At 58.9% G+C, this 22,118-nt stretch carries 4 protein-coding genes and 2 tRNA genes; 2 read left to right on the top strand and 4 right to left on the bottom strand.

Annotation, left to right across the window (positions count from 1 at the left end):
* Positions 1 to 168: 168 nt before the first annotated feature.
* Together ACTG2O_RS08360 and ACTG2O_RS08355 are read right to left on the bottom strand one after the other, a co-directional pair.
* A tRNA-Asn gene (locus ACTG2O_RS08360) sits at positions 169 to 244 on the bottom strand.
* 4 nt (positions 245 to 248) lie between these two features.
* Positions 249 to 324, bottom strand: a tRNA-Phe gene (locus ACTG2O_RS08355).
* A gap of 265 nt (positions 325 to 589) precedes the next feature.
* Between ACTG2O_RS08355 and rraB the strand changes: the two genes are divergently transcribed.
* Positions 590 to 925 (top strand): ribonuclease E inhibitor RraB, encoded by a 336-nt coding sequence (gene rraB / locus ACTG2O_RS08350; protein WP_439976652.1) that lies wholly within the window; start codon positions 590 to 592, stop codon positions 923 to 925.
* Between the two features lie 63 nt (positions 926 to 988).
* On the opposite strand, the gene ACTG2O_RS08345 is transcribed toward rraB, so the two are convergent.
* Entirely contained in the window at positions 989 to 2,953 is a 1,965-nt protein-coding gene (locus ACTG2O_RS08345; protein ID WP_019445035.1) for an EAL domain-containing protein, read from the bottom strand.
* Between the two features lie 176 nt (positions 2,954 to 3,129).
* Here ACTG2O_RS08345 and ACTG2O_RS08340 point away from each other — a divergent pair, with 176 nt between their 5' ends.
* On the top strand, positions 3,130 to 3,624 hold the full coding sequence (locus tag ACTG2O_RS08340; protein ID WP_019445036.1) for a hypothetical protein: 495 nt from the start codon (positions 3,130 to 3,132) through the stop codon (positions 3,622 to 3,624).
* A gap of 69 nt (positions 3,625 to 3,693) precedes the next feature.
* On the opposite strand, the gene ACTG2O_RS08335 is transcribed toward ACTG2O_RS08340, so the two are convergent.
* Positions 3,694 to 21,915 (bottom strand): immunoglobulin-like domain-containing protein, encoded by an 18,222-nt coding sequence (locus ACTG2O_RS08335; protein ID WP_439975600.1) that lies wholly within the window; start codon positions 21,913 to 21,915, stop codon positions 3,694 to 3,696.
* Positions 21,916 to 22,118: the final 203 nt, after the last annotated feature.

The following is a 22,118-nucleotide window of genomic DNA, read 5'->3' as shown; positions in this document are numbered from 1 at the left end:
CGAAGTGGATCAGGGCCAGAAAAAGAGAGAAGAAGCCATGCCCTGGCAGCATGTTGCAGACCGGAATGCTGCTGTTCAGTGCCACCTGTGGCGCGACGCTCTTTTTGGCAGCATGCAACAGCAACTAGAAATGAAAAAGCCCGCTCGATTGAGCGGGCTTTTCGAATTTGGCTCCTCCTACTGGACTTGAACCAGTGACATACGGATTAACAGTCCGCCGTTCTACCGACTGAACTAAGGAGGAATTATGGTGCCCAGAGACGGAATCGAACCGCCGACACGGGGATTTTCAATCCCCTGCTCTACCGACTGAGCTATCTGGGCAACGGCGCGCATTAAACCCTTTCCAGCGCAGAGTGTCAACCATGATGGCACGATAAAAAGCGCGTTCGCTCAACAACCGAACGAAGCGACCATTTATTATCCATTTCAGTCCTGTTTGCCATACTTGCTGGCCTCTGCACGCCCTGCAGGCTGTGCCAATATGATGGAAATTCGAGGTTCAGTGGGTCCGCCGCATTGAGCCGAATCCACTCTGCGAGTATGCTTTGCCGCAATGATACCGCCTGGAGGCAACATGAGTCTGAATATGCAAGAGTGGCGTGATGAGACCACCGAGATCGTCAACGAACTGCTGGCCGATGGCAGCAATCCCGATGCGGATTACGACATCGAGCACCACTTCGCCTGCCAGGATTTCGACCGTCTGGAAAAAGCAGCGGTTGACCTGTTCAAGGCCGGTTTTGAAGTGACCGATGCCGAAGAGATGGAGCTGGATGACGGCGCCACTATCTTCTGCTTCGATGCCACCATCGAGTGCAAGCTGAATGTCGAAGCGATCGTCACCGATATCGCCAAGATGCTGCCCATCCTGGAAAAATATGGGGTGGATTACGATGGCTGGGGCACCTACTTCCAGGATTGATCCTGCCTCCATCGTAAAACAACAAGGCCACCTTGCGGTGGCCTTGTTGTTTCTGACGATCTCTCACACCAGATAGCTGGCAGCAAACTCCGCCGGCGGCAGTGGGCGACTGAACAGATAGCCCTGAAGCCGATCACACCCCGCCTCGGTCAACCACAGCTGCTGCTCGGGTGTCTCTACCCCTTCGGCCGTGATCCGGATCCCCAGCTCATGGCCCAACCCGATGACCGAACGCACGATAGCGGTGGTCGCGCTATTGCTGGCCAGCCCCTGAGTGAAGCTGCGATCCAGCTTGAGGGTCGCCACCTGCAAACGCGGCAGATAGGCCAGTGAACAGTAACCGGTACCAAAGTCGTCGATGGCCAACTGAAAACCGGCGGCAATCAGGTTGTCGAGGTTGGTCTCAATCTCGTCGGCGTTCTCCATCAGTACCCCTTCGGTGATCTCCAGCTCCAGTTGACTGGCCTTGAGACCATGGCGAGCGATGCAGGCAGAGACCCGCTCACAAAGCGCCGGATCACGGAACTGCAGCGGCGAGAGGTTAATGGATAGCACCATATCCGGCTGCGCAGTTTGCCACTGCGCCAGCTGAGCACACCCCTGCTCCAGCATCAACTGGCCAAGCTGACCGATGATCCCCATCTCTTCCGCCAACGGAATGAATTCGTCGGGGGAGATCATCCCAAGCTCGGGATGGGGCCAGCGACAGAGCAGCTCAGCGCCATGCAGCCGGTGGGTGCGGGTACAGATGATGGGCTGATAGACGGCAACCAGCTGGGCGGACTTGATAGCGAGCGGCAACTGGGCGGCGATCAACTGACGCCGCTTGAGCCGGGCATGCAGCTCGGGATCAAACAGGGTGCAGTACTGCTGCTGCCGTTTGCCCTGCGCCAGCGCAGCCTCGGCATGGCTGAGCAACCGCTCGGCATCGCTTGCCCGCCCCTGGGCCAGCCCCAGAAACACCGGTATCTGGATGCGATGATCTTCCACCTGATAGTGCTCCATCAACTGCTGCTGCAGATGCTGGCTCCACCCCTGCAATGGCTCGTTGAAGTCGGGCAACAGCAGGCTGAAGTCATCGGCAGCGACCCGACAGAGCAGGGAACGCGGCGGTACCAGCTGCTGCAACCGCTTGGCCACCTGGCTGAGCAGGCGGTCGGCAATCCGGATCCCGAAGCGATCGTTGATTTCACGAAAATGGTGCAGATCGACCAGCACCAATGTGGCACTGCGTCCCCCAAGATGGCGGCTGGTCTGCAAGAACCGGGAGAGTTTGAGCAGTCCGGTCAGACTGTCGTAGTGCTGCTCCTGCTGCAACTGCGCCTGAGTGGTGCGCAGACCGGTGATGTCACGCCCCAGCGTCAGGATCCCGAGAGAGTGACCATCACCATCGGGGACATCGACCCGGGTAATCTCCATGTGTCGCCCCTGCCCGCTGGCATCCAGCAGACAACACTCGCCATGACCCATCCCCTGCGGCGCCGCCAACCGGAACGGCAGCTGCTGACCCAGCACCTCATCGGCCCCATGGCCGATAAAGTCGAGAAACGCCTGATTGCACTCCAGCAACACCCCGTTGTGATCATCGAAACGAATCAGGTCAGGAATGGCATCGAGCAGAAAACGCTGCAACAACTGCTGCTTTTTGACCGTCTGTTCAAGACTTTTGCGCTGGGCAATCTCGTTAACCACGCCAAACACTGCGCAAGCTTCCCCCTGCGGGGTGTAAAGAGGCACCTTGTGCACCTCCATCCAGCAGGTATTCCCGCCCCGGTTGCAATGAAGCTGCTGATACAGCATCGGCACGCCTCCGGCAAGCAGCTGCTCATCCTCACTGCGAAAGAGATCGCCCCAGGGCATCTCTGCATCTGTCTTGCCGACAACCTCGGCAGGCGACTCCAGTTTGGCTTCACGGGCGAACTCACGATTGGCGAACAGGTAACGCCCATGACTATCCCGACAGAAGATACTCATTGGCAATTGGTCGATGATCTGCTGCAGCAGATCCGAGGTGAGCATGTTGTTCACAGGGGCGCTTATGGAGGAATTTCGAGCAAATCTATGATAGCAAACCAATTTTGTAAAGCATCCCGATCACCTCCCCATAACACCAAACGCTGGATGGTTGCTGACAGAGATTGTCGCTCCGGCGATAATAGGCGCCGGTTGGCCAATGGCCTGGTGATATGGACGAGAGAAACAAGATGAAAAAGATGATGGGGAGCGCATTGGCGCTGCTGCTGGTTGGTTGTGCTGGTGACAATAACGGCGGTGAGGAGTATCGCTACAACCCGCCAATTGCCAAGGCAACCAACAACACTCAGGAAATGGCGATCCCGGTGGATCTGGTGTGGGCTCGCGCCGAGAAGTGGTTCACCGATCACGGCCTCACCATCGAAAACAGCCAGCGTGGCTCCGGCCTGATGACTGCCAACGTCAACCAGTCAGCCGACGGGCTGGAGTGGCTGGACTGCGGCACCATGGGTTCCAAAGTTGCACTGGGCAACCCGAACCTGCAGATAAACCTGATCATCACCCAGAGCGGCAACAGCAGCGTGGCCACCGTCAACGTCAAGGGCAACACCGAGCTGTTCTTCGTTGAATCCTCAGGCGAGCGCGTACCGGCCCCGTCCATCAAGCCGGTCTGTGTCTCCCGCGGTACCCTGGAGCAGAGCCTGTTCGCCACCCTCGGCAACTGATTTCGCTTCCCTGCAAAGATAAAAAAAGCGGCAGATTGCTCTGCCGCTTTTTATTGCCCCGAGTTGGGCTTACTTGTCGATATCGAGCATGTTGTTGGTCAACATGAAATCGATCACCTGGTTGGCCGTGGTGCCAGAACCGCCCGTCAGACTGTCGAAGGTATGGTTCATCAACACAATCTCCTGAGTCACCGGCGCAGTACTGCTCTCCTTGACCTGCAGGTGCACCCCTTCATTGTCCTGGAACACCGAGAGTAGACTCTTCAGATCGGTCGTACTGTGAGAGCCATCGTGATCCAGCAGATCGCTCAGATCCAGCTTGTCACCTTCCAAACGGTTGATGGTGCCTGACCCCTTGTTGAAGTCCATGATGTAATCCTTGGTCAGGGAGCCGGATACTGTATCTCCCTTGTTCCAGACAAAGGTATCAGCCCCTTCCCCACCAATCAGGATGTCATTACCCAAACCACCGATCAGATAGTCATTACCAGCTCCACCATCCAGCACATCGCTTCCACTCCCTCCACGCAGCCCATCTTTACCGTCACCACCGTAGAGATGGTCGTTACCCGAACCACCAAAGATGACATCAGAGCCATTTTGACCATAGATGCGGTCATCACCACCACCACCACCATGAGCAATATCCAGATAGGCATTGCTGTTTGCAGTGATTTTCAGGTCGCTGTTTTCATTGTTGGGGTCTTGCAGCAGAAGCGAATCTGCTCCACGGCTGAAGTTATCCACGGCAAGCTCTGCTGCATCCTGTTTCTGCTGGGAATTGCTATCGAAACCGGATACATGGCTGTCTCCCAGATAGATAATATCGTTACCCTTACCCAGGTAGACCTTGTCGCCACCGACACCCACATCGACAACTATGCCGTTTTCAACGTGCTGCAGCGTCTTGTCGATCGGGGTGCCAGTTCCGGATGTCGACCATTGCACTTTCTGATTACTGGCTGTGGGGTCATACATCTGTACAGAGTCGATCATATCGCCCGTTGACTTGATGTCATAACCCACAACAAAGGTCAGCGTGCTTGCACTGGTGTCACCATCGAGATCTTTCAAGGTGTAACCGAAATCAAGCTTGACCGAGGGCGACACTGCAGCACCAAAGAACTGATAACTGCCGTTATCAAGATCGACAATCAACGAATGCTTGTTATCGATGTAGATAGTCAGCGTTTTGGTTGCTGCATCAAAGCTATGGCTGAGCGCGCTCGAACTGCCTGCAGTAGTAACTGTGCTGCCGTCAAAGTTATACGTCACGCCGCGGATCGTAAGTTGGCCAACAAAACCACCATCAGCACCAACTCCATATCCCTCAACACCGCTCAACAAATTACCGCCTATCGGCTGCACCACAGATTGCAACAGAATGGGTGGCAACTTGGTCACGTCCGGGACAATTACCGCATTGCCATCCACATTCAAGTAACCATCAAATGCAACTTTGTCCAGCTCGCCAGCTGGCACACTGTTCCCCATGCCGTATGCAAGCGCAGTCACCTTATTGTTTTGCAGATGTTTCGTCCACGCAGCAAGTTCACTCGCCTCAATGGTGTTGGGATTGCTGCCATCGCTACCTTCCGGTACACCATCAGAGAGGAAATAGCTTACGTTGGAAGCTCCGGTTAACGGTCTTGCATTACTATTGCCACTCCAAAAACTCTCAGCCCATTTAATGGCGTCGTCGTAATCCGTTCCACCATTTGCAGTCAAGCCATTAATCCATCCTTTGGCCTGCTCAACAGTCATCCAGTAGATGGGGCTACCACTTGTTCCCTGATTCACAATACGTGCTTCAGAACTGAACAATACCAACTGCACCCGGGTTTGCCCTTGCGCCAGATATTGATCCAGCAACTGGTTAGCAGACTCTTTCATAACTTCCAAGCGAGTCTTTCCATTACCGGCTGCAAAGCCCATAGAACCGGAAACATCCAAAACCAGCTGTACGTTGGCACCAACTTTGGTTTCTGACTCCACGGCATGGAAGATCGGGCCAGCAACCGGTACATCGTCACGCACAGCCAAGTCAAACGAGCCAGTGGCAGTCTCAGCTCCAGATTTGCTTACCTCATAGTTGACGGTAAAACGCAGTTCATCCTGGCTGGTCAACACTGTGCTCTGGCCATCTACTGTGTGGCTAAGCGGCTTGAGCAGATTAAAGGTGTAGCTCGGTGGATTAGCACTGTTATCCACCGTCACAGTAAACGCCACATTGGCAGGGTTGTTGCCAAAGTACCCTTTGAGCCCGGCGCCATCCTGAACAACATTGACCGGCTGACCATCAATACCCGTCACCCCGCTCAGACCCGTGATGCCAACAAGTTTGAGTTGTACGCCAGAGACATTGCCACCACTGCCATCAGTCACCTGCAGCGACTGAGTCACAGAAAGCGGGCCGCTAGCAGGCATACCCACAGGCTCAGGCAAGTGTGCATTTCCGCCAGACAAACCATCCTCATCAACCAGACCATTGCCCAGTCGCACAGAGAGATCGTTGTCAGTAATGGTTCCGACTCCGGTCGCACCACCTACAGTCAGAGACAAGGTTTCAGTCTGTTCTACCAGCTTGTCATTCACAGTAGGCACTGACACGGTAAAGCTCGTCACACCGGCTGGTACTGAGATTTTGCCTGTGCTGCTGTTATAGGTAACACCGTGACTGAATTGCAGAGTTCCCCAGTCAGAGTTAGATGCAGCATAAGTACCACTGCCCGCGATTGAGAGGCTGTACTCAGTCGCCACATTAGTCGCACCACTCAAGGTCACAACATGCTGCAAGGTGGCCCCTTCAACCACAGTGGCACTCGATACGCCGGTTACATCAGGGCGCGCCAGCGGGTTGACAGCAAAGCTGCCTTGCGAGCCGTCACCGTCCCGATCATAGGCCTTGAAGGTGAAGTCAATGTCGCCATCACCAACCGGGCGCTGCATCTCTGCATACTGGAAGAACTCCCACTTGCCCGTTGCAGGCGTGAATTGCATCTTGAATATCAAGCTGCCATCACTGGCCTTGCCAACCATGCTGTTGGCACCTTCTGCGGTAATGGTAATTGCCAGACCAGCAGCCGTTTTCAGACCCGTTTCAACGGTGCCGGTAACCAGCTCCAGACGCCCTTTACCATCAGCTCCCCATTGCGGTGCCACTGTCCCCGAGCCATAGGCAATTGCCTGCGGAGTAGAGGAGCCAAGGAACTCGATAGACTTGACGGTAAAGTCGCTGTTGTCCTTGACGTTGAACGAATTGCCGTTATCGGTTGCTTTGATCACCATGGTGTCAAAACCACCCTGCTGCACTTGGAAGTTCTGGTTGTACTCTCCCCCCGCTGCATCCGACCTAAAGGGAAGTGTTGAGATCAGTACTCCGTCACGGTAGAACTCGACCACGCCGCTCTCCAGCTCACCACCGAACATCTTGCTGAACTCGATCTTGGCACCGTAAGCCACAGTGCCGGCATCCAGCTTGATCACAAGCTCTTCAGATACCCCTGAGCCGTCGGCCAGTTTGCGGAAATCGACCTCGTTCTCAATATTGTGGTAAGGGGCTGTCGAGCTTTTGACACCAATGCCTTCGCCCGAGCCATTAACCAGTGCATCAGTCAGAGCCGTAGACATTGAAGAGAGGAACCCTTTAGCCGTAATGGTGAACTTGCCACCATCAATACTGGAACGATCCCCGTTATAGCCGGTCATGCTGAACTTGCCGGTCAATACATCAGGAATACTGGTTTTCACCAGCGAAACCGCTGCAGCATCGCCAGCAATGGGGGCATCATCCTCCACAGTGATAGGCAGCGAAGCACTCGTAGTACTCTGACCATCAGAAACAGAGACTCCGACGTTGAAGCTCAGCGCGTCCTCGGCACCAGTCACCGGATGATCGAGGGCTCCTTTCAGAGTAACGTCATAACCCCAATCTCCTTTGGTACTACCTGCTGGTGCAGTCAGCTTGACATCCAACACAGTCTTGTAGTCCGCACCACCCAAGGTACCGGTATACCCGGTCAACACCTTGCCTGACGCATCCCAACTCCACTTCACATCTAGTCCGCCAGACTTGAGCCCAGACGGGCCAGAGAGGCTGACCGTCACGCTACTGCTATCGATATCCCCCACTGTAATAGTGCCGCTAGCGATGGTCGCATTGGTGGTATCAGTATTACCTGTGGTATCAGGCAACCCGTTGGCCAGCCCCTCTTCAGACACCACAGCAGGTTTATTGATCACCACGGTAGGCGGCGCATCGTTGTCAATAATGGTTGCAGTACCGGTCGTGCCATAACCATTAGCCGTAGCCGTCAGGTTGTAGCGCTCCGAGCTTTCCTGCTGAGTGTCATCGATCGTGTTGACCTTGACTTGGAAGCCAGTCTGGCCCGCCGGCACGCTGACACTGAAGCTGCCATTGGCAGCCACAGCCACGCTCTGGCTCACGCTACCAATCACCACGGTCACAGTGGTGCCGGTGAAGTCTACCCCCTTGGTGGCGCTGTCGCCTGCCAAGGTCAGGTTGACGGTGGTGGCTGTGGTGCTGGCGTTGGAGAGGTTCACGCTGAAGGTGTTGGCACTGCCTTCCGCCACGCTGTCGCCCACCACGCTGCTAACCTTCGGCAGATCGGCCTCATCAGTGATAATTGACTCGGTACTGCCTTTAACAGCGTTAATCTCGATAGCTTCAAACGCAGTGTTGGTTTTCACACCGCTGATTGAAGCGGTTAACTTCTCATTGCCTTCATAAATCGTGTCATTGACTGTCGTAACGGTGAACTCAGCCTTGCCATTTGCACCGATTGTCACACTGGCCGGGCGACCGTTGGTGTCGCTGTTATTAGCTGCAGCACCGCCCCAGCTAAGGTTGAGAACCACCTCTTTACCTGCAGGCAAGGCAACAAGATTGCCGTTTTTATCAACCAAGCTGATGGTGAACTTCAGCTGGCCACCTTCCGCCACGCTCGATTTATCAACCTCAATCTGGGCATACACTGAGTCGCCTTCCCCGTTGGGCTCGTCGGTCACCTTGGTGGTCACCGTCTCTTTGCCCAGCGTCAGCTTCTCGAAGCTGTCACCACCGCTCACCCCGGTCAGGGTGGCGCTCAGGTCTTTCTGGCCACCGACGTACACATCATCCCCTGCGGTCACGGTCACGCTGCCGCTGGTCTGGCCCGCTGCGATGGTGATGGTCTGGCCGTTGCTCAGGGTAAAGCTCAGACCGTTGTGGCCACTCACCGGCAGGCCGTCCTTATTGGTCAGGGTCACGGTGTAGGTCACCGTGCCACCTTCGGACACGGTGGGCTTGTCTGCACTCAGGGTGGCAACCACTTCACTTTCGGTATCGCTGATGGTGACGGTGGCATCGCCACCAAGCTCCAGGTTCTCGAAGGTTTTGCCCACCACCGTGGCACTGTCGATCCCCACGGTCAGGGTATCGCCATCCTTGAACACGTCATCGCCCTGCGCCGCCGGGCTGTAGGTCACGCTGGTCTGGCCCGCCGCGATTGTCACACTCTTGCCATCGCTCAGGGTCACGGTCAGATCGCGATCCAGTACCTGGCTCACCTTGATGGTGAACACCGGCTGGTCAGCTTCGGTCACATCACCGTTGCTCTCGATGGTCACCGAAACCTTGTCGCCTTCCCCGTTGGGCTCGTCAGTCACCTTGGTGGTCACCGTCTCTTTGCCCAGCGTCAGCTTCTCGAAGCTGTCACCACCGCTCACCCCGGTCAGGGTGGCGCTCAGGTCTTTCTGGCCACCGACGTACACATCATCCCCTGCGGTCACGGTCACGCTGCCGCTGGTCTGGCCCGCTGCGATGGTGATGGTCTGGCCGTTGCTCAGGGTGAAGCTCAGACCGTTGTGGCCACTCACCGGCAGGCCGTCCTTATTGGTCAGGGTCACGGTGTAGGTCACCGTGCCACCTTCGGACACGGTGGGCTTGTCTGCACTCAGGGTGGCAACCACTTCACTTTCGGTATCGCTGATGGTGACGGTGGCATCGCCACCAAGCTCCAGGTTCTCGAAGGTTTTGCCCACCACCGTGGCACTGTCGATCCCCACGGTCAGGGTATCGCCATCCTTGAACACGTCATCGCCCTGCGCCGCCGGGCTGTAGGTCACGCTGGTCTGGCCCGCCGCGATTGTCACACTCTTGCCATCGCTCAGGGTCACGGTCAGATCGCGATCCAGTACCTGGCTCACCTTGATGGTGAACACCGGCTGGTCAGCTTCGGTCACATCACCGTTGCTCTCGATGGTCACCGAAACCTTGTCGCCTTCCCCGTTGGGCTCGTCAGTCACCTTGGTGGTCACCGTCTCTTTGCCCAGCGTCAGCTTCTCGAAGCTGTCACCACCGCTCACCCCGGTCAGGGTGGCGCTCAGGTCTTTCTGGCCACCGACGTACACATCATCCCCTGCGGTCACGGTCACGCTGCCGCTGGTCTGGCCCGCTGCGATGGTGATGGTCTGGCCGTTGCTCAGGGTGAAGCTCAGACCGTTGTGGCCACTCACCGGCAGGCCGTCCTTATTGGTCAGGGTCACGGTGTAGGTCACCGTGCCACCTTCGGACACGGTGGGCTTGTCTGCACTCAGGGTGGCAACCACTTCACTTTCGGTATCGCTGATGGTGACGGTGGCATCGCCACCAAGCTCCAGGTTCTCGAAGGTTTTGCCCACCACCGTGGCACTGTCGATCCCCACGGTCAGGGTATCGCCATCCTTGAACACGTCATCGCCCTGCGCCGCCGGGCTGTAGGTCACGCTGGTCTGGCCCGCCGCGATTGTCACACTCTTGCCATCGCTCAGGGTCACGGTCAGATCGCGATCCAGTACCTGGCTCACCTTGATGGTGAACACCGGCTGGTCAGCTTCGGTCACATCACCGTTGCTCTCGATGGTCACCGAAACCTTGTCGCCTTCCCCGTCAGGCTCGTCAGTCACCTTGGTGGTCACCGTCTCTTTGCCCAGCGTCAGCTTCTCGAAGCTGTCACCACCGCTCACCCCGGTCAGGGTGGCGCTCAGGTCTTTCTGGCCACCGACGTACACATCATCCCCTGCGGTCACGGTCACGCTGCCGCTGGTCTGGCCCGCTGCGATGGTGATGGTCTGGCCGTTGCTCAGGGTAAAGCTCAGACCGTTGTGGCCACTCACCGGCAGGCCGTCCTTATTGGTCAGGGTCACGGTGTAGGTCACCGTGCCACCTTCGGACACGGTGGGCTTGTCTGCACTCAGGGTGGCAACCACTTCACTTTCGGTATCGCTGATGGTGACGGTGGCATCGCCACCAAGCTCCAGGTTCTCGAAGGTTTTGCCCACTACCGTGGCACTGTCGATCCCCACGGTCAGGGTATCGCCATCCTTGAACACGTCCTCGCCTTGCGCCGCCGGGCTGTAGGTCACGCTGGTCTGGCCCGCCGCGATTGTCACACTCTTGCCATCGCTCAGGGTCACGGTCAGATCGCGATCCAGTACCTGGCTCACCTTGATGGTGAACACCGGCTGGTCAGCTTCGGTCACATCACCGTTGCTCTCGATGGTCACCGAAACCTTGTCGCCTTCCCCGTCAGGCTCGTCAGTCACCTTGGTGGTCACCGTCTCTTTGCCCAGCGTCAGCTTCTCGAAGCTGTCACCACCGCTCACCCCGGTCAGGGTGGCGCTCAGGTCTTTCTGGCCACCGACGTACACATCATCCCCTGCGGTCACGGTCACGCTGCCGCTGGTCTGGCCCGCTGCGATGGTGATGGTCTGGCCGTTGCTCAGGGTGAAGCTCAGACCGTTGTGGCCACTCACCGGCAGGCCGTCCTTATTGGTCAGGGTCACGGTGTAGGTCACCGTGCCACCTTCGGACACGGTGGGCTTGTCTGCACTCAGGGTGGCAACCACTTCACTTTCGGTATCGCTGATGGTGACGGTGGCATCGCCACCAAGCTCCAGGTTCTCGAAGGTTTTGCCCACCACCGTGGCACTGTCGATCCCCACGGTCAGGGTATCGCCATCCTTGAACACGTCATCGCCCTGCGCCGCCGGGCTGTAGGTCACGCTGGTCTGGCCCGCCGCGATTGTCACACTCTTGCCATCGCTCAGGGTCACGGTCAGATCGCGATCCAGTACCTGGCTCACCTTGATGGTGAACACCGGCTGGTCAGCTTCGGTCACATCACCGTTGCTCTCGATGGTCACCGAAACCTTGTCGCCTTCCCCGTCAGGCTCGTCAGTCACCTTGGTGGTCACCGTCTCTTTGCCCAGCGTCAGCTTCTCGAAGCTGTCACCACCGCTCACCCCGGTCAGGGTGGCGCTCAGGTCTTTCTGGCCACCGACGTACACATCATCCCCTGCGGTCACGGTCACGCTGCCGCTGGTCTGGCCCGCTGCGATGGTGATGGTCTGGCCGTTGCTCAGGGTAAAGCTCAGACCGTTGTGGCCACTCACCGGCAGGCCGTCCTTATTGGTCAGGGTCACGGTGTAGGTCACCGTGCCACCTTCGGACACGGTGGGCTTGTCTGCACTCAGGGTGGCAACCACTTCACTTTCGGTATCGCTGATGGTGACGGTGGCATCGCCACCAAGCTCCAGGTTCTCGAAGGTTTTGCCCACTACCGTGGCACTGTCGATCCCCACGGTCAGGGTATCGCCATCCTTGAACACGTCCTCGCCTTGCGCCGCCGGGCTGTAGGTCACGCTGGTCTGGCCCGCCGCGATTGTCACACTCTTGCCATCGCTCAGGGTCACGGTCAGATCGCGATCCAGTACCTGGCTCACCTTGATGGTGAACACCGGCTGGTCAGCTTCGGTCACATCACCGTTGCTCTCGATGGTCACCGAAACCTTGTCGCCTTCCCCGTTGGGCTCGTCAGTCACCTTGGTGGTCACCGTCTCTTTGCCCAGCGTCAGCTTCTCGAAGCTGTCACCACCGCTCACCCCGGTCAGGGTGGCGCTCAGGTCTTTCTGGCCACCGACGTACACATCATCCCCTGCGGTCACGGTCACGCTGCCGCTGGTCTGGCCCGCTGCGATGGTGATGGTCTGGCCGTTGCTCAGGGTAAAGCTCAGACCGTTGTGGCCACTCACCGGCAGGCCGTCCTTATTGGTCAGGGTCACGGTGTAGGTCACCGTGCCACCTTCGGACACGGTGGGCTTGTCTGCACTCAGGGTGGCAACCACTTCACTTTCGGTATCGCTGATGGTGACGGTGGCATCGCCACCAAGCTCCAGGTTCTCGAAGGTTTTGCCCACCACCGTGGCACTGTCGATCCCCACGGTCAGGGTATCGCCATCCTTGAACACGTCCTCGCCTTGCGCCGCCGGGCTGTAGGTCACGCTGGTCTGGCCCGCCGCGATTGTCACACTCTTGCCATCGCTCAGGGTCACGGTCAGATCGCGATCCAGTACCTGGCTCACCTTGATGGTGAACACCGGCTGGTCAGCTTCGGTCACATCACCGTTGCTCTCGATGGTCACCGAAACCTTGTCGCCTTCCCCGTTGGGCTCGTCAGTCACCTTGGTGGTCACCGTCTCTTTGCCCAGCGTCAGCTTCTCGAAGCTGTCACCACCGCTCACCCCGGTCAGGGTGGCGCTCAGGTCTTTCTGGCCACCGACGTACACATCATCCCCTGCGGTCACGGTCACGCTGCCGCTGGTCTGGCCCGCTGCGATGGTGATGGTCTGGCCGTTGCTCAGGGTAAAGCTCAGACCGTTGTGGCCACTCACCGGCAGGCCGTCCTTGCTGGTCAGGGTCACGGTGTAGGTCACCGTGCCACCTTCGGACACGGTGGGCTTGTCTGCACTCAGGGTGGCAACCACTTCACTTTCGGTATCGCTGATGGTGACGGTGGCATCGCCACCAAGCTCCAGGTTCTCGAAGATTTTGCCCACCACCGTGGCACTGTCGATCCCCACGGTCAGGGTATCGCCATCCTTGAACACGTCCTCGCCTTGCGCCGCCGGGCTGTAGGTCACGCTGGTCTGGCCCGCCGCGATTGTCACACTCTTGCCATCGCTCAGGGTCACGGTCAGATCGCGATCCAGTACCTGGCTCACCTTGATGGTGAACACCGGCTGGTCAGCTTCGGTCACATCACCGTTGCTCTCGATGGTCACCGAAACCTTGTCGCCTTCCCCGTTGGGCTCGTCAGTCACCTTGGTGGTCACCGTCTCTTTGCCCAGCGTCAGCTTCTCGAAGCTGTCACCACCGCTCACCCCGGTCAGGGTGGCGCTCAGGTCTTTCTGGCCACCGACGTACACATCATCCCCTGCGGTCACGGTCACGCTGCCGCTGGTCTGGCCCGCTGCGATGGTGATGGTCTGGCCGTTGCTCAGGGTAAAGCTCAGACCGTTGTGGCCACTCACCGGCAGGCCGTCCTTGCTGGTCAGGGTCACGGTGTAGGTCACCGTGCCACCTTCGGACACGGTGGGCTTGTCTGCACTCAGGGTGGCAACCACTTCACTTTCGGTATCGCTGATGGTGACGGTGGCATCGCCACCAAGCTCCAGGTTCTCGAAGGTTTTGCCCACCACCGTGGCACTGTCGATCCCCACGGTCAGGGTATCGCCATCCTTGAACACGTCCTCGCCTTGCGCCGCCGGGCTGTAGGTCACGCTGGTCTGGCCCGCCGCGATTGTCACACTCTTGCCATCGCTCAGGGTCACGGTCAGATCGCGATCCAGTACCTGGCTCACCTTGATGGTGAACACCGGCTGGTCAGCTTCGGTCACATCACCGTTGCTCTCGATGGTCACCGAAACCTTGTCGCCTTCCCCGTTGGGCTCGTCAGTCACCTTGGTGGTCACCGTCTCTTTGCCCAGCGTCAGCTTCTCGAAGCTGTCACCACCGCTCACCCCGGTCAGGGTGGCGCTCAGGTCTTTCTGGCCACCGACGTACACATCATCCCCTGCGGTCACGGTCACGCTGCCGCTGGTCTGGCCCGCTGCGATGGTGATGGTCTGGCCGTTGCTCAGGGTGAAGCTCAGACCGTTGTGGCCACTCACCGGCAGGCCGTCCTTATTGGTCAGGGTCACGGTGTAGGTCACCGTGCCACCTTCGGACACGGTGGGCTTGTCTGCACTCAGGGTGGCAACCACTTCACTTTCGGTATCGCTGATGGTGACGGTGGCATCGCCACCAAGCTCCAGGTTCTCGAAGGTTTTGCCCACCACCGTGGCACTGTCGATCCCCACGGTCAGGGTATCGCCATCCTTGAACACGTCATCGCCCTGCGCCGCCGGGCTGTAGGTCACGCTGGTCTGGCCCGCCGCGATTGTCACACTCTTGCCATCGCTCAGGGTCACGGTCAGATCGCGATCCAGTACCTGGCTCACCTTGATGGTGAACACCGGCTGGTCAGCTTCGGTCACATCACCGTTGCTCTCGATGGTCACCGAAACCTTGTCGCCTTCCCCGTTGGGCTCGTCAGTCACCTTGGTGGTCACCGTCTCTTTGCCCAGCGTCAGCTTCTCGAAGCTGTCACCACCGCTCACCCCGGTCAGGGTGGCGCTCAGGTCTTTCTGGCCACCGACGTACACATCATCCCCTGCGGTCACGGTCACGCTGCCGCTGGTCTGGCCCGCTGCGATGGTGATGGTCTGGCCGTTGCTCAGGGTGAAGCTCAGACCGTTGTGGCCACTCACCGGCAGGCCGTCCTTATTGGTCAGGGTCACGGTGTAGGTCACCGTGCCACCTTCGGACACGGTGGGCTTGTCTGCACTCAGGGTGGCAACCACTTCACTTTCGGTATCGCTGATGGTGACGGTGGCATCGCCACCAAGCTCCAGGTTCTCGAAGGTTTTGCCCACCACCGTGGCACTGTCGATCCCCACGGTCAGGGTATCGCCATCCTTGAACACGTCATCGCCCTGCGCCGCCGGGCTGTAGGTCACGCTGGTCTGGCCCGCCGCGATTGTCACACTCTTGCCATCGCTCAGGGTCACGGTCAGATCGCGATCCAGTACCTGGCTCACCTTGATGGTGAACACCGGCTGGTCAGCTTCGGTCACATCACCGTTGCTCTCGATGGTCACCGAAACCTTGTCGCCTTCCCCGTTGGGCTCGTCAGTCACCTTGGTGGTCACCGTCTCTTTGCCCAGCGTCAGCTTCTCGAAGCTGTCACCACCGCTCACCCCGGTCAGGGTGGCGCTCAGGTCTTTCTGGCCACCGACGTACACATCATCCCCTGCGGTCACGGTCACGCTGCCGCTGGTCTGGCCCGCTGCGATGGTGATGGTCTGGCCGTTGCTCAGGGTGAAGCTCAGACCGTTGTGGCCACTCACCGGCAGGCCGTCCTTATTGGTCAGGGTCACGGTGTAGGTCACCGTGCCACCTTCGGACACGGTGGGCTTGTCTGCACTCAGGGTGGCAACCACTTCACTTTCGGTATCGCTGATGGTGACGGTGGCATCGCCACCAAGCTCCAGGTTCTCGAAGGTTTTGCCCACCACCGTGGCACTGTCGATCCCCACGGTCAGGGTATCGCCATCCTTGAACACGTCATCGCCCTGCGCCGCCGGGCTGTAGGTCACGCTGGTCTGGCCCGCCGCGATTGTCACACTCTTGCCATCGCTCAGGGTCACGGTCAGATCGCGATCCAGTACCTGGCTCACCTTGATGGTGAACACCGGCTGGTCAGCTTCGGTCACATCACCGTTGCTCTCGATGGTCACCGAAACCTTGTCGCCTTCCCCGTTGGGCTCGTCAGTCACCTTGGTGGTCACCGTCTCTTTGCCCAGCGTCAGCTTCTCGAAGCTGTCACCACCGCTCACCCCGGTCAGGGTGGCGCTCAGGTCTTTCTGGCCACCGACGTACACATCATCCCCTGCGGTCACGGTCACGCTGCCGCTGGTCTGGCCCGCTGCGATGGTGATGGTCTGGCCGTTGCTCAGGGTGAAGCTCAGACCGTTGTGGCCACTCACCGGCAGGCCGTCCTTATTGGTCAGGGTCACGGTGTAGGTCACCGTGCCACCTTCGGACACGGTGGGCTTGTCTGCACTCAGGGTGGCAACCACTTCACTTTCGGTATCGCTGATGGTGACGGTGGCATCGCCACCAAGCTCCAGGTTCTCGAAGGTTTTGCCCACCACCGTGGCACTGTCGATCCCCACGGTCAGGGTATCGCCATCCTTGAACACGTCATCGCCCTGCGCCGCCGGGCTGTAGGTCACGCTGGTCTGGCCCGCCGCGATTGTCACACTCTTGCCATCGCTCAGGGTCACGGTCAGATCGCGATCCAGTACCTGGCTCACCTTGATGGTGAACACCGGCTGGTCAGCTTCGGTCACATCACCGTTGCTCTCGATGGTCACCGAAACCTTGTCGCCTTCCCCGTTGGGCTCGTCAGTCACCTTGGTGGTCACCGTCTCTTTGCCCAGCGTCAGCTTCTCGAAGCTGTCACCACCGCTCACCCCGGTCAGGGTGGCGCTCAGGTCTTTCTGGCCACCGACGTACACATCATCCCCTGCGGTCACGGTCACGCTGCCGCTGGTCTGGCCCGCTGCGATGGTGATGGTCTGGCCGTTGCTCAGGGTGAAGCTCAGACCGTTGTGGCCACTCACCGGCAGGCCGTCCTTATTGGTCAGGGTCACGGTGTAGGTCACCGTGCCACCTTCGGACACGGTGGGCTTGTCTGCACTCAGGGTGGCAACCACTTCACTTTCGGTATCGCTGATGGTGACGGTGGCATCGCCACCAAGCTCCAGGTTCTCGAAGGTTTTGCCCACCACCGTGGCACTGTCGATCCCCACGGTCAGGGTATCGCCATCCTTGAACACGTCATCGCCCTGCGCCGCCGGGCTGTAGGTCACGCTGGTCTGGCCCGCCGCGATTGTCACACTCTTGCCATCGCTCAGGGTCACGGTCAGATCGCGATCCAGTACCTGGCTCACCTTGATGGTGAACACCGGCTGGTCAGCTTCGGTCACATCACCGTTGCTCTCGATGGTCACCGAAACCTTGTCGCCTTCCCCGTTGGGCTCGTCAGTCACCTTGGTGGTCACCGTCTCTTTGCCCAGCGTCAGCTTCTCGAAGCTGTCACCACCGCTCACCCCGGTCAGGGTGGCGCTCAGGTCTTTCTGGCCACCGACGTACACATCATCCCCTGCGGTCACGGTCACGCTGCCGCTGGTCTGGCCCGCTGCGATGGTGATGGTCTGGCCGTTGCTCAGGGTGAAGCTCAGACCGTTGTGGCCACTCACCGGCAGGCCGTCCTTATTGGTCAGGGTCACGGTGTAGGTCACCGTGCCACCTTCGGACACGGTGGGCTTGTCTGCACTCAGGGTGGCAACCACTTCACTTTCGGTATCGCTGATGGTGACGGTGGCATCGCCACCAAGCTCCAGGTTCTCGAAGGTTTTGCCCACCACCGTGGCACTGTCGATCCCCACGGTCAGGGTATCGCCATCCTTGAACACGTCATCGCCCTGCGCCGCCGGGCTGTAGGTCACGCTGGTCTGGCCCGCCGCGATTGTCACACTCTTGCCATCGCTCAGGGTCACGGTCAGATCGCGATCCAGTACCTGGCTCACCTTGATGGTGAACACCGGCTGGTCAGCTTCGGTCACATCACCGTTGCTCTCGATGGTCACCGAAACCTTGTCGCCTTCCCCGTTGGGCTCGTCAGTCACCTTGGTGGTCACCGTCTCTTTGCCCAGCGTCAGCTTCTCGAAGCTGTCACCACCGCTCACCCCGGTCAGGGTGGCGCTCAGGTCTTTCTGGCCACCGACGTACACATCATCCCCTGCGGTCACGGTCACGCTGCCGCTGGTCTGGCCCGCTGCGATGGTGATGGTCTGGCCGTTGCTCAGGGTGAAGCTCAGACCGTTGTGGCCACTCACCGGCAGGCCGTCCTTATTGGTCAGGGTCACGGTGTAGGTCACCGTGCCACCTTCGGACACGGTGGGCTTGTCTGCACTCAGGGTGGCAACCACTTCACTTTCGGTATCGCTGATGGTGACGGTGGCATCGCCACCAAGCTCCAGGTTCTCGAAGGTTTTGCCCACCACCGTGGCACTGTCGATCCCCACGGTCAGGGTATCGCCATCCTTGAACACGTCATCGCCCTGCGCCGCCGGGCTGTAGGTCACGCTGGTCTGGCCCGCCGCGATTGTCACACTCTTGCCATCGCTCAGGGTCACGGTCAGATCGCGATCCAGTACCTGGCTCACCTTGATGGTGAACACCGGCTGGTCAGCTTCGGTCACATCACCGTTGCTCTCGATGGTCACCGAAACCTTGTCGCCTTCCCCGTTGGGCTCGTCAGTCACCTTGGTGGTCACCGTCTCTTTGCCCAGCGTCAGCTTCTCGAAGCTGTCACCACCGCTCACCCCGGTCAGGGTGGCGCTCAGGTCTTTCTGGCCACCGACGTACACATCATCCCCTGCGGTCACGGTCACGCTGCCGCTGGTCTGGCCCGCTGCGATGGTGATGGTCTGGCCGTTGCTCAGGGTGAAGCTCAGACCGTTGTGGCCACTCACCGGCAGGCCGTCCTTATTGGTCAGGGTCACGGTGTAGGTCACCGTGCCACCTTCGGACACGGTGGGCTTGTCTGCACTCAGGGTGGCAACCACTTCACTTTCGGTATCGCTGATGGTGACGGTGGCATCGCCACCAAGCTCCAGGTTCTCGAAGGTTTTGCCCACCACCGTGGCACTGTCGATCCCCACGGTCAGGGTATCGCCATCCTTGAACACGTCATCGCCCTGCGCCGCCGGGCTGTAGGTCACGCTGGTCTGGCCCGCCGCGATTGTCACACTCTTGCCATCGCTCAGGGTCACGGTCAGATCGCGATCCAGTACCTGGCTCACCTTGATGGTGAACACCGGCTGGTCAGCTTCGGTCACATCACCGTTGCTCTCGATGGTCACCGAAACCTTGTCGCCTTCCCCGTTGGGCTCGTCAGTCACCTTGGTGGTCACCGTCTCTTTGCCCAGCGTCAGCTTCTCGAAGCTGTCACCACCGCTCACCCCGGTCAGGGTGGCGCTCAGGTCTTTCTGGCCACCGACGTACACATCATCCCCTGCGGTCACGGTCACGCTGCCGCTGGTCTGGCCCGCTGCGATGGTGATGGTCTGGCCGTTGCTCAGGGTGAAGCTCAGACCGTTGTGGCCACTCACCGGCAGGCCGTCCTTATTGGTCAGGGTCACGGTGTAGGTCACCGTGCCACCTTCGGACACGGTGGGCTTGTCTGCACTCAGGGTGGCAACCACTTCACTTTCGGTATCGCTGATGGTGACGGTGGCATCGCCACCAAGCTCCAGGTTCTCGAAGGTTTTGCCCACCACCGTGGCACTGTCGATCCCCACGGTCAGGGTATCGCCATCCTTGAACACGTCATCGCCCTGCGCCGCCGGGCTGTAGGTCACGCTGGTCTGGCCCGCCGCGATTGTCACACTCTTGCCATCGCTCAGGGTCACGGTCAGATCGCGATCCAGTACCTGGCTCACCTTGATGGTGAACACCGGCTGGTCAGCTTCGGTCACATCACCGTTGCTCTCGATGGTCACCGAAACCTTGTCGCCTTCCCCGTTGGGCTCGTCGGTCACCTTGGTGGTCACCGCCCCCGGCAACACCGGGGCCTTCTCGTAGCCACCGCCACTGGTCTCGCTCACGCTGACCTGGAACTGCTCGGCCGGCTCAGCATAGACGTCATCCAGGGTCGCCACGTCGAAGCTCACCGAGGTGGTGCCCGCCTTGATGACCACGTCGCGGGTCACCGCCTGGACATCACCGTTGTCGGTGGTGATATGACCCACCACCACCTTGACGGTCAGATCCGTTTTCGGGGCGTCGCTGATGCTCAGGGTGTAGTTGGCCTTGCCCCCCTCGACCACATTGGCATCGCCGGTCAGGGTCAGGGTCGGCGCATCCTGATCATCCACCACTTTATTGGTGATGGTGCCAGTGGTAACAACGCTCTCGTAATTGCCACCACTGGTCTTGTCGATAGTGACACTTAGTGACTCTTCACCTTGCTGATATATGTCATCTCCACGAACCGGTACCAGTTCACTGTTGGCACTGCTGCTGCCCACCGGAATGGTGATCACCACCCCGTTGGAGAGGGTCACGGCCAGCGGGCTGCCGGTCACCGGGTTGCTGACACTGGCGGTGTAGACAATGCTGCCGCCCTCGATCACGGTCTGGCCGTTGGTGGCCGAGCTCAGGGTCACGGTGGTAGTGTCTACAGTGTCGACCACGTCGGTGGTCACCTTGCTGCTGGTGTCCAGCTGTTCATAGTTGCCACCGCTGCTGCCGGTGATACTCACCGTCAGGCTGCTGCCATCTTTGTAAACGTCGTCACTCGGGGCATCGACCGTCACACTGCCGCTCAACTCACCCGCCTTGATGGTGATGCTGGCGCCGTTGGACAGGGTCAGCACCAGGTCACTCTGCGGGGCGTTGTTGACGCTGGCACTGTAGGTGATCTGCCCACCTTCGTTGACCTGCGCCGGAGCACCCAGGGTCACGGTGGTGGTGTCGACAGTGTCGTTAATCTGGGTAGTCGTTGAAGGTCCAGTGATAATCTGGTTGAAACCACCACCCTGAGTACCGGTAATCGAAACGGAGATCGTTGACGGGTCGACATAAGGGCTGTCTGCTGGAGCAGCAACAGTGACTGAACCGGAACTCTGGCCGACGGGAATGGTGATCACTGCACCATTTGACAGCTGAATAACCAAGTCAGAACCAAAAACAGGTTCATCTAATGTCGCAGTAAAGGTGATAAACCCACCTTCATTCACCTGTGCATCCGCACTCAAGACAAGGTTGGCGGAGGTAAAAAGAGGATCATCTTCACCAACGGCTTCAAGCGGCGGCTCGCCATCGGTGTTGTAGGTGGTATCGAAGGTGGCTTCAGCAATGGTTGCGGAACCGGTACGGTCGATGGTGACAAAACCGCCGTTGCCACTGGCACCGGCTACGCCCCCAATACCGCCACCACCGGCAGCAGGTGCACCGCCTGCTGCAGAGGCTTCAAAGGCCTGGGTCGGGTCAGCGCCACCCAAGATCGCCTGTTGCAAGGCACTGATATCATCAGGAGTGCCAGCGACTCCATTTTGCGCCAGCTGGGGAGCATCTCCCTCTTCGGCAGGCTCACTCTGCTCGCTGGTTGGTTGCACAGTGAACGACTGTCCGCCACCCATGAAACTGGCGCCATCCGGCGACATGATCACCGCCCCTTTCGGCAGCACATCACCTTCAGCCAACAGCTTCCGGCTGCCATCTGCGGCCACCAGATAAATTTGTCCTTTGAGTTGGGTTACGGTTACGCCCTGTTCCAAGGTAACGGCATTGGTAATCATGTTCTCTCCTGAATCCTGATTTGCATGCAATAAGCCACAGTCTACTTTGCAGACTGAGGGAAAAAATAACCAGCTCGAAAATTCGAAAGGATAGACCGATTTGAGGCTGAACTGTTCAGCCAGACAGAAGTGTGTAAAACGAGGTTGCGAGAATGGCAAAAACCAAAATTATCAATAAATTACAGAATGATGACGGGAGCATG

The organism is Aeromonas sp. 61P (assembly GCF_051919545.1).
GTDB lineage: Bacteria > Pseudomonadota > Gammaproteobacteria > Enterobacterales > Aeromonadaceae > Aeromonas > Aeromonas veronii.
The sequence above is the reverse complement of the archived record's forward strand: the minus strand, read 5'-3'. Positions and strand labels throughout refer to the sequence as shown.

Coding starts and splice junctions, on each gene's coding strand:
- ACTG2O_RS08340 (WP_019445036.1), top strand. CDS start 3,130: ATGAAAAAGATGATGGGGAGCGCATTGGCGCTGCTGCTGGTTGGTTGT.
- ACTG2O_RS08335 (WP_439975600.1), bottom strand. CDS start 21,915: ATGATTACCAATGCCGTTACCTTGGAACAGGGCGTAACCGTAACCCAA.
- rraB (WP_439976652.1), top strand. CDS start 590: ATGCAAGAGTGGCGTGATGAGACCACCGAGATCGTCAACGAACTGCTG.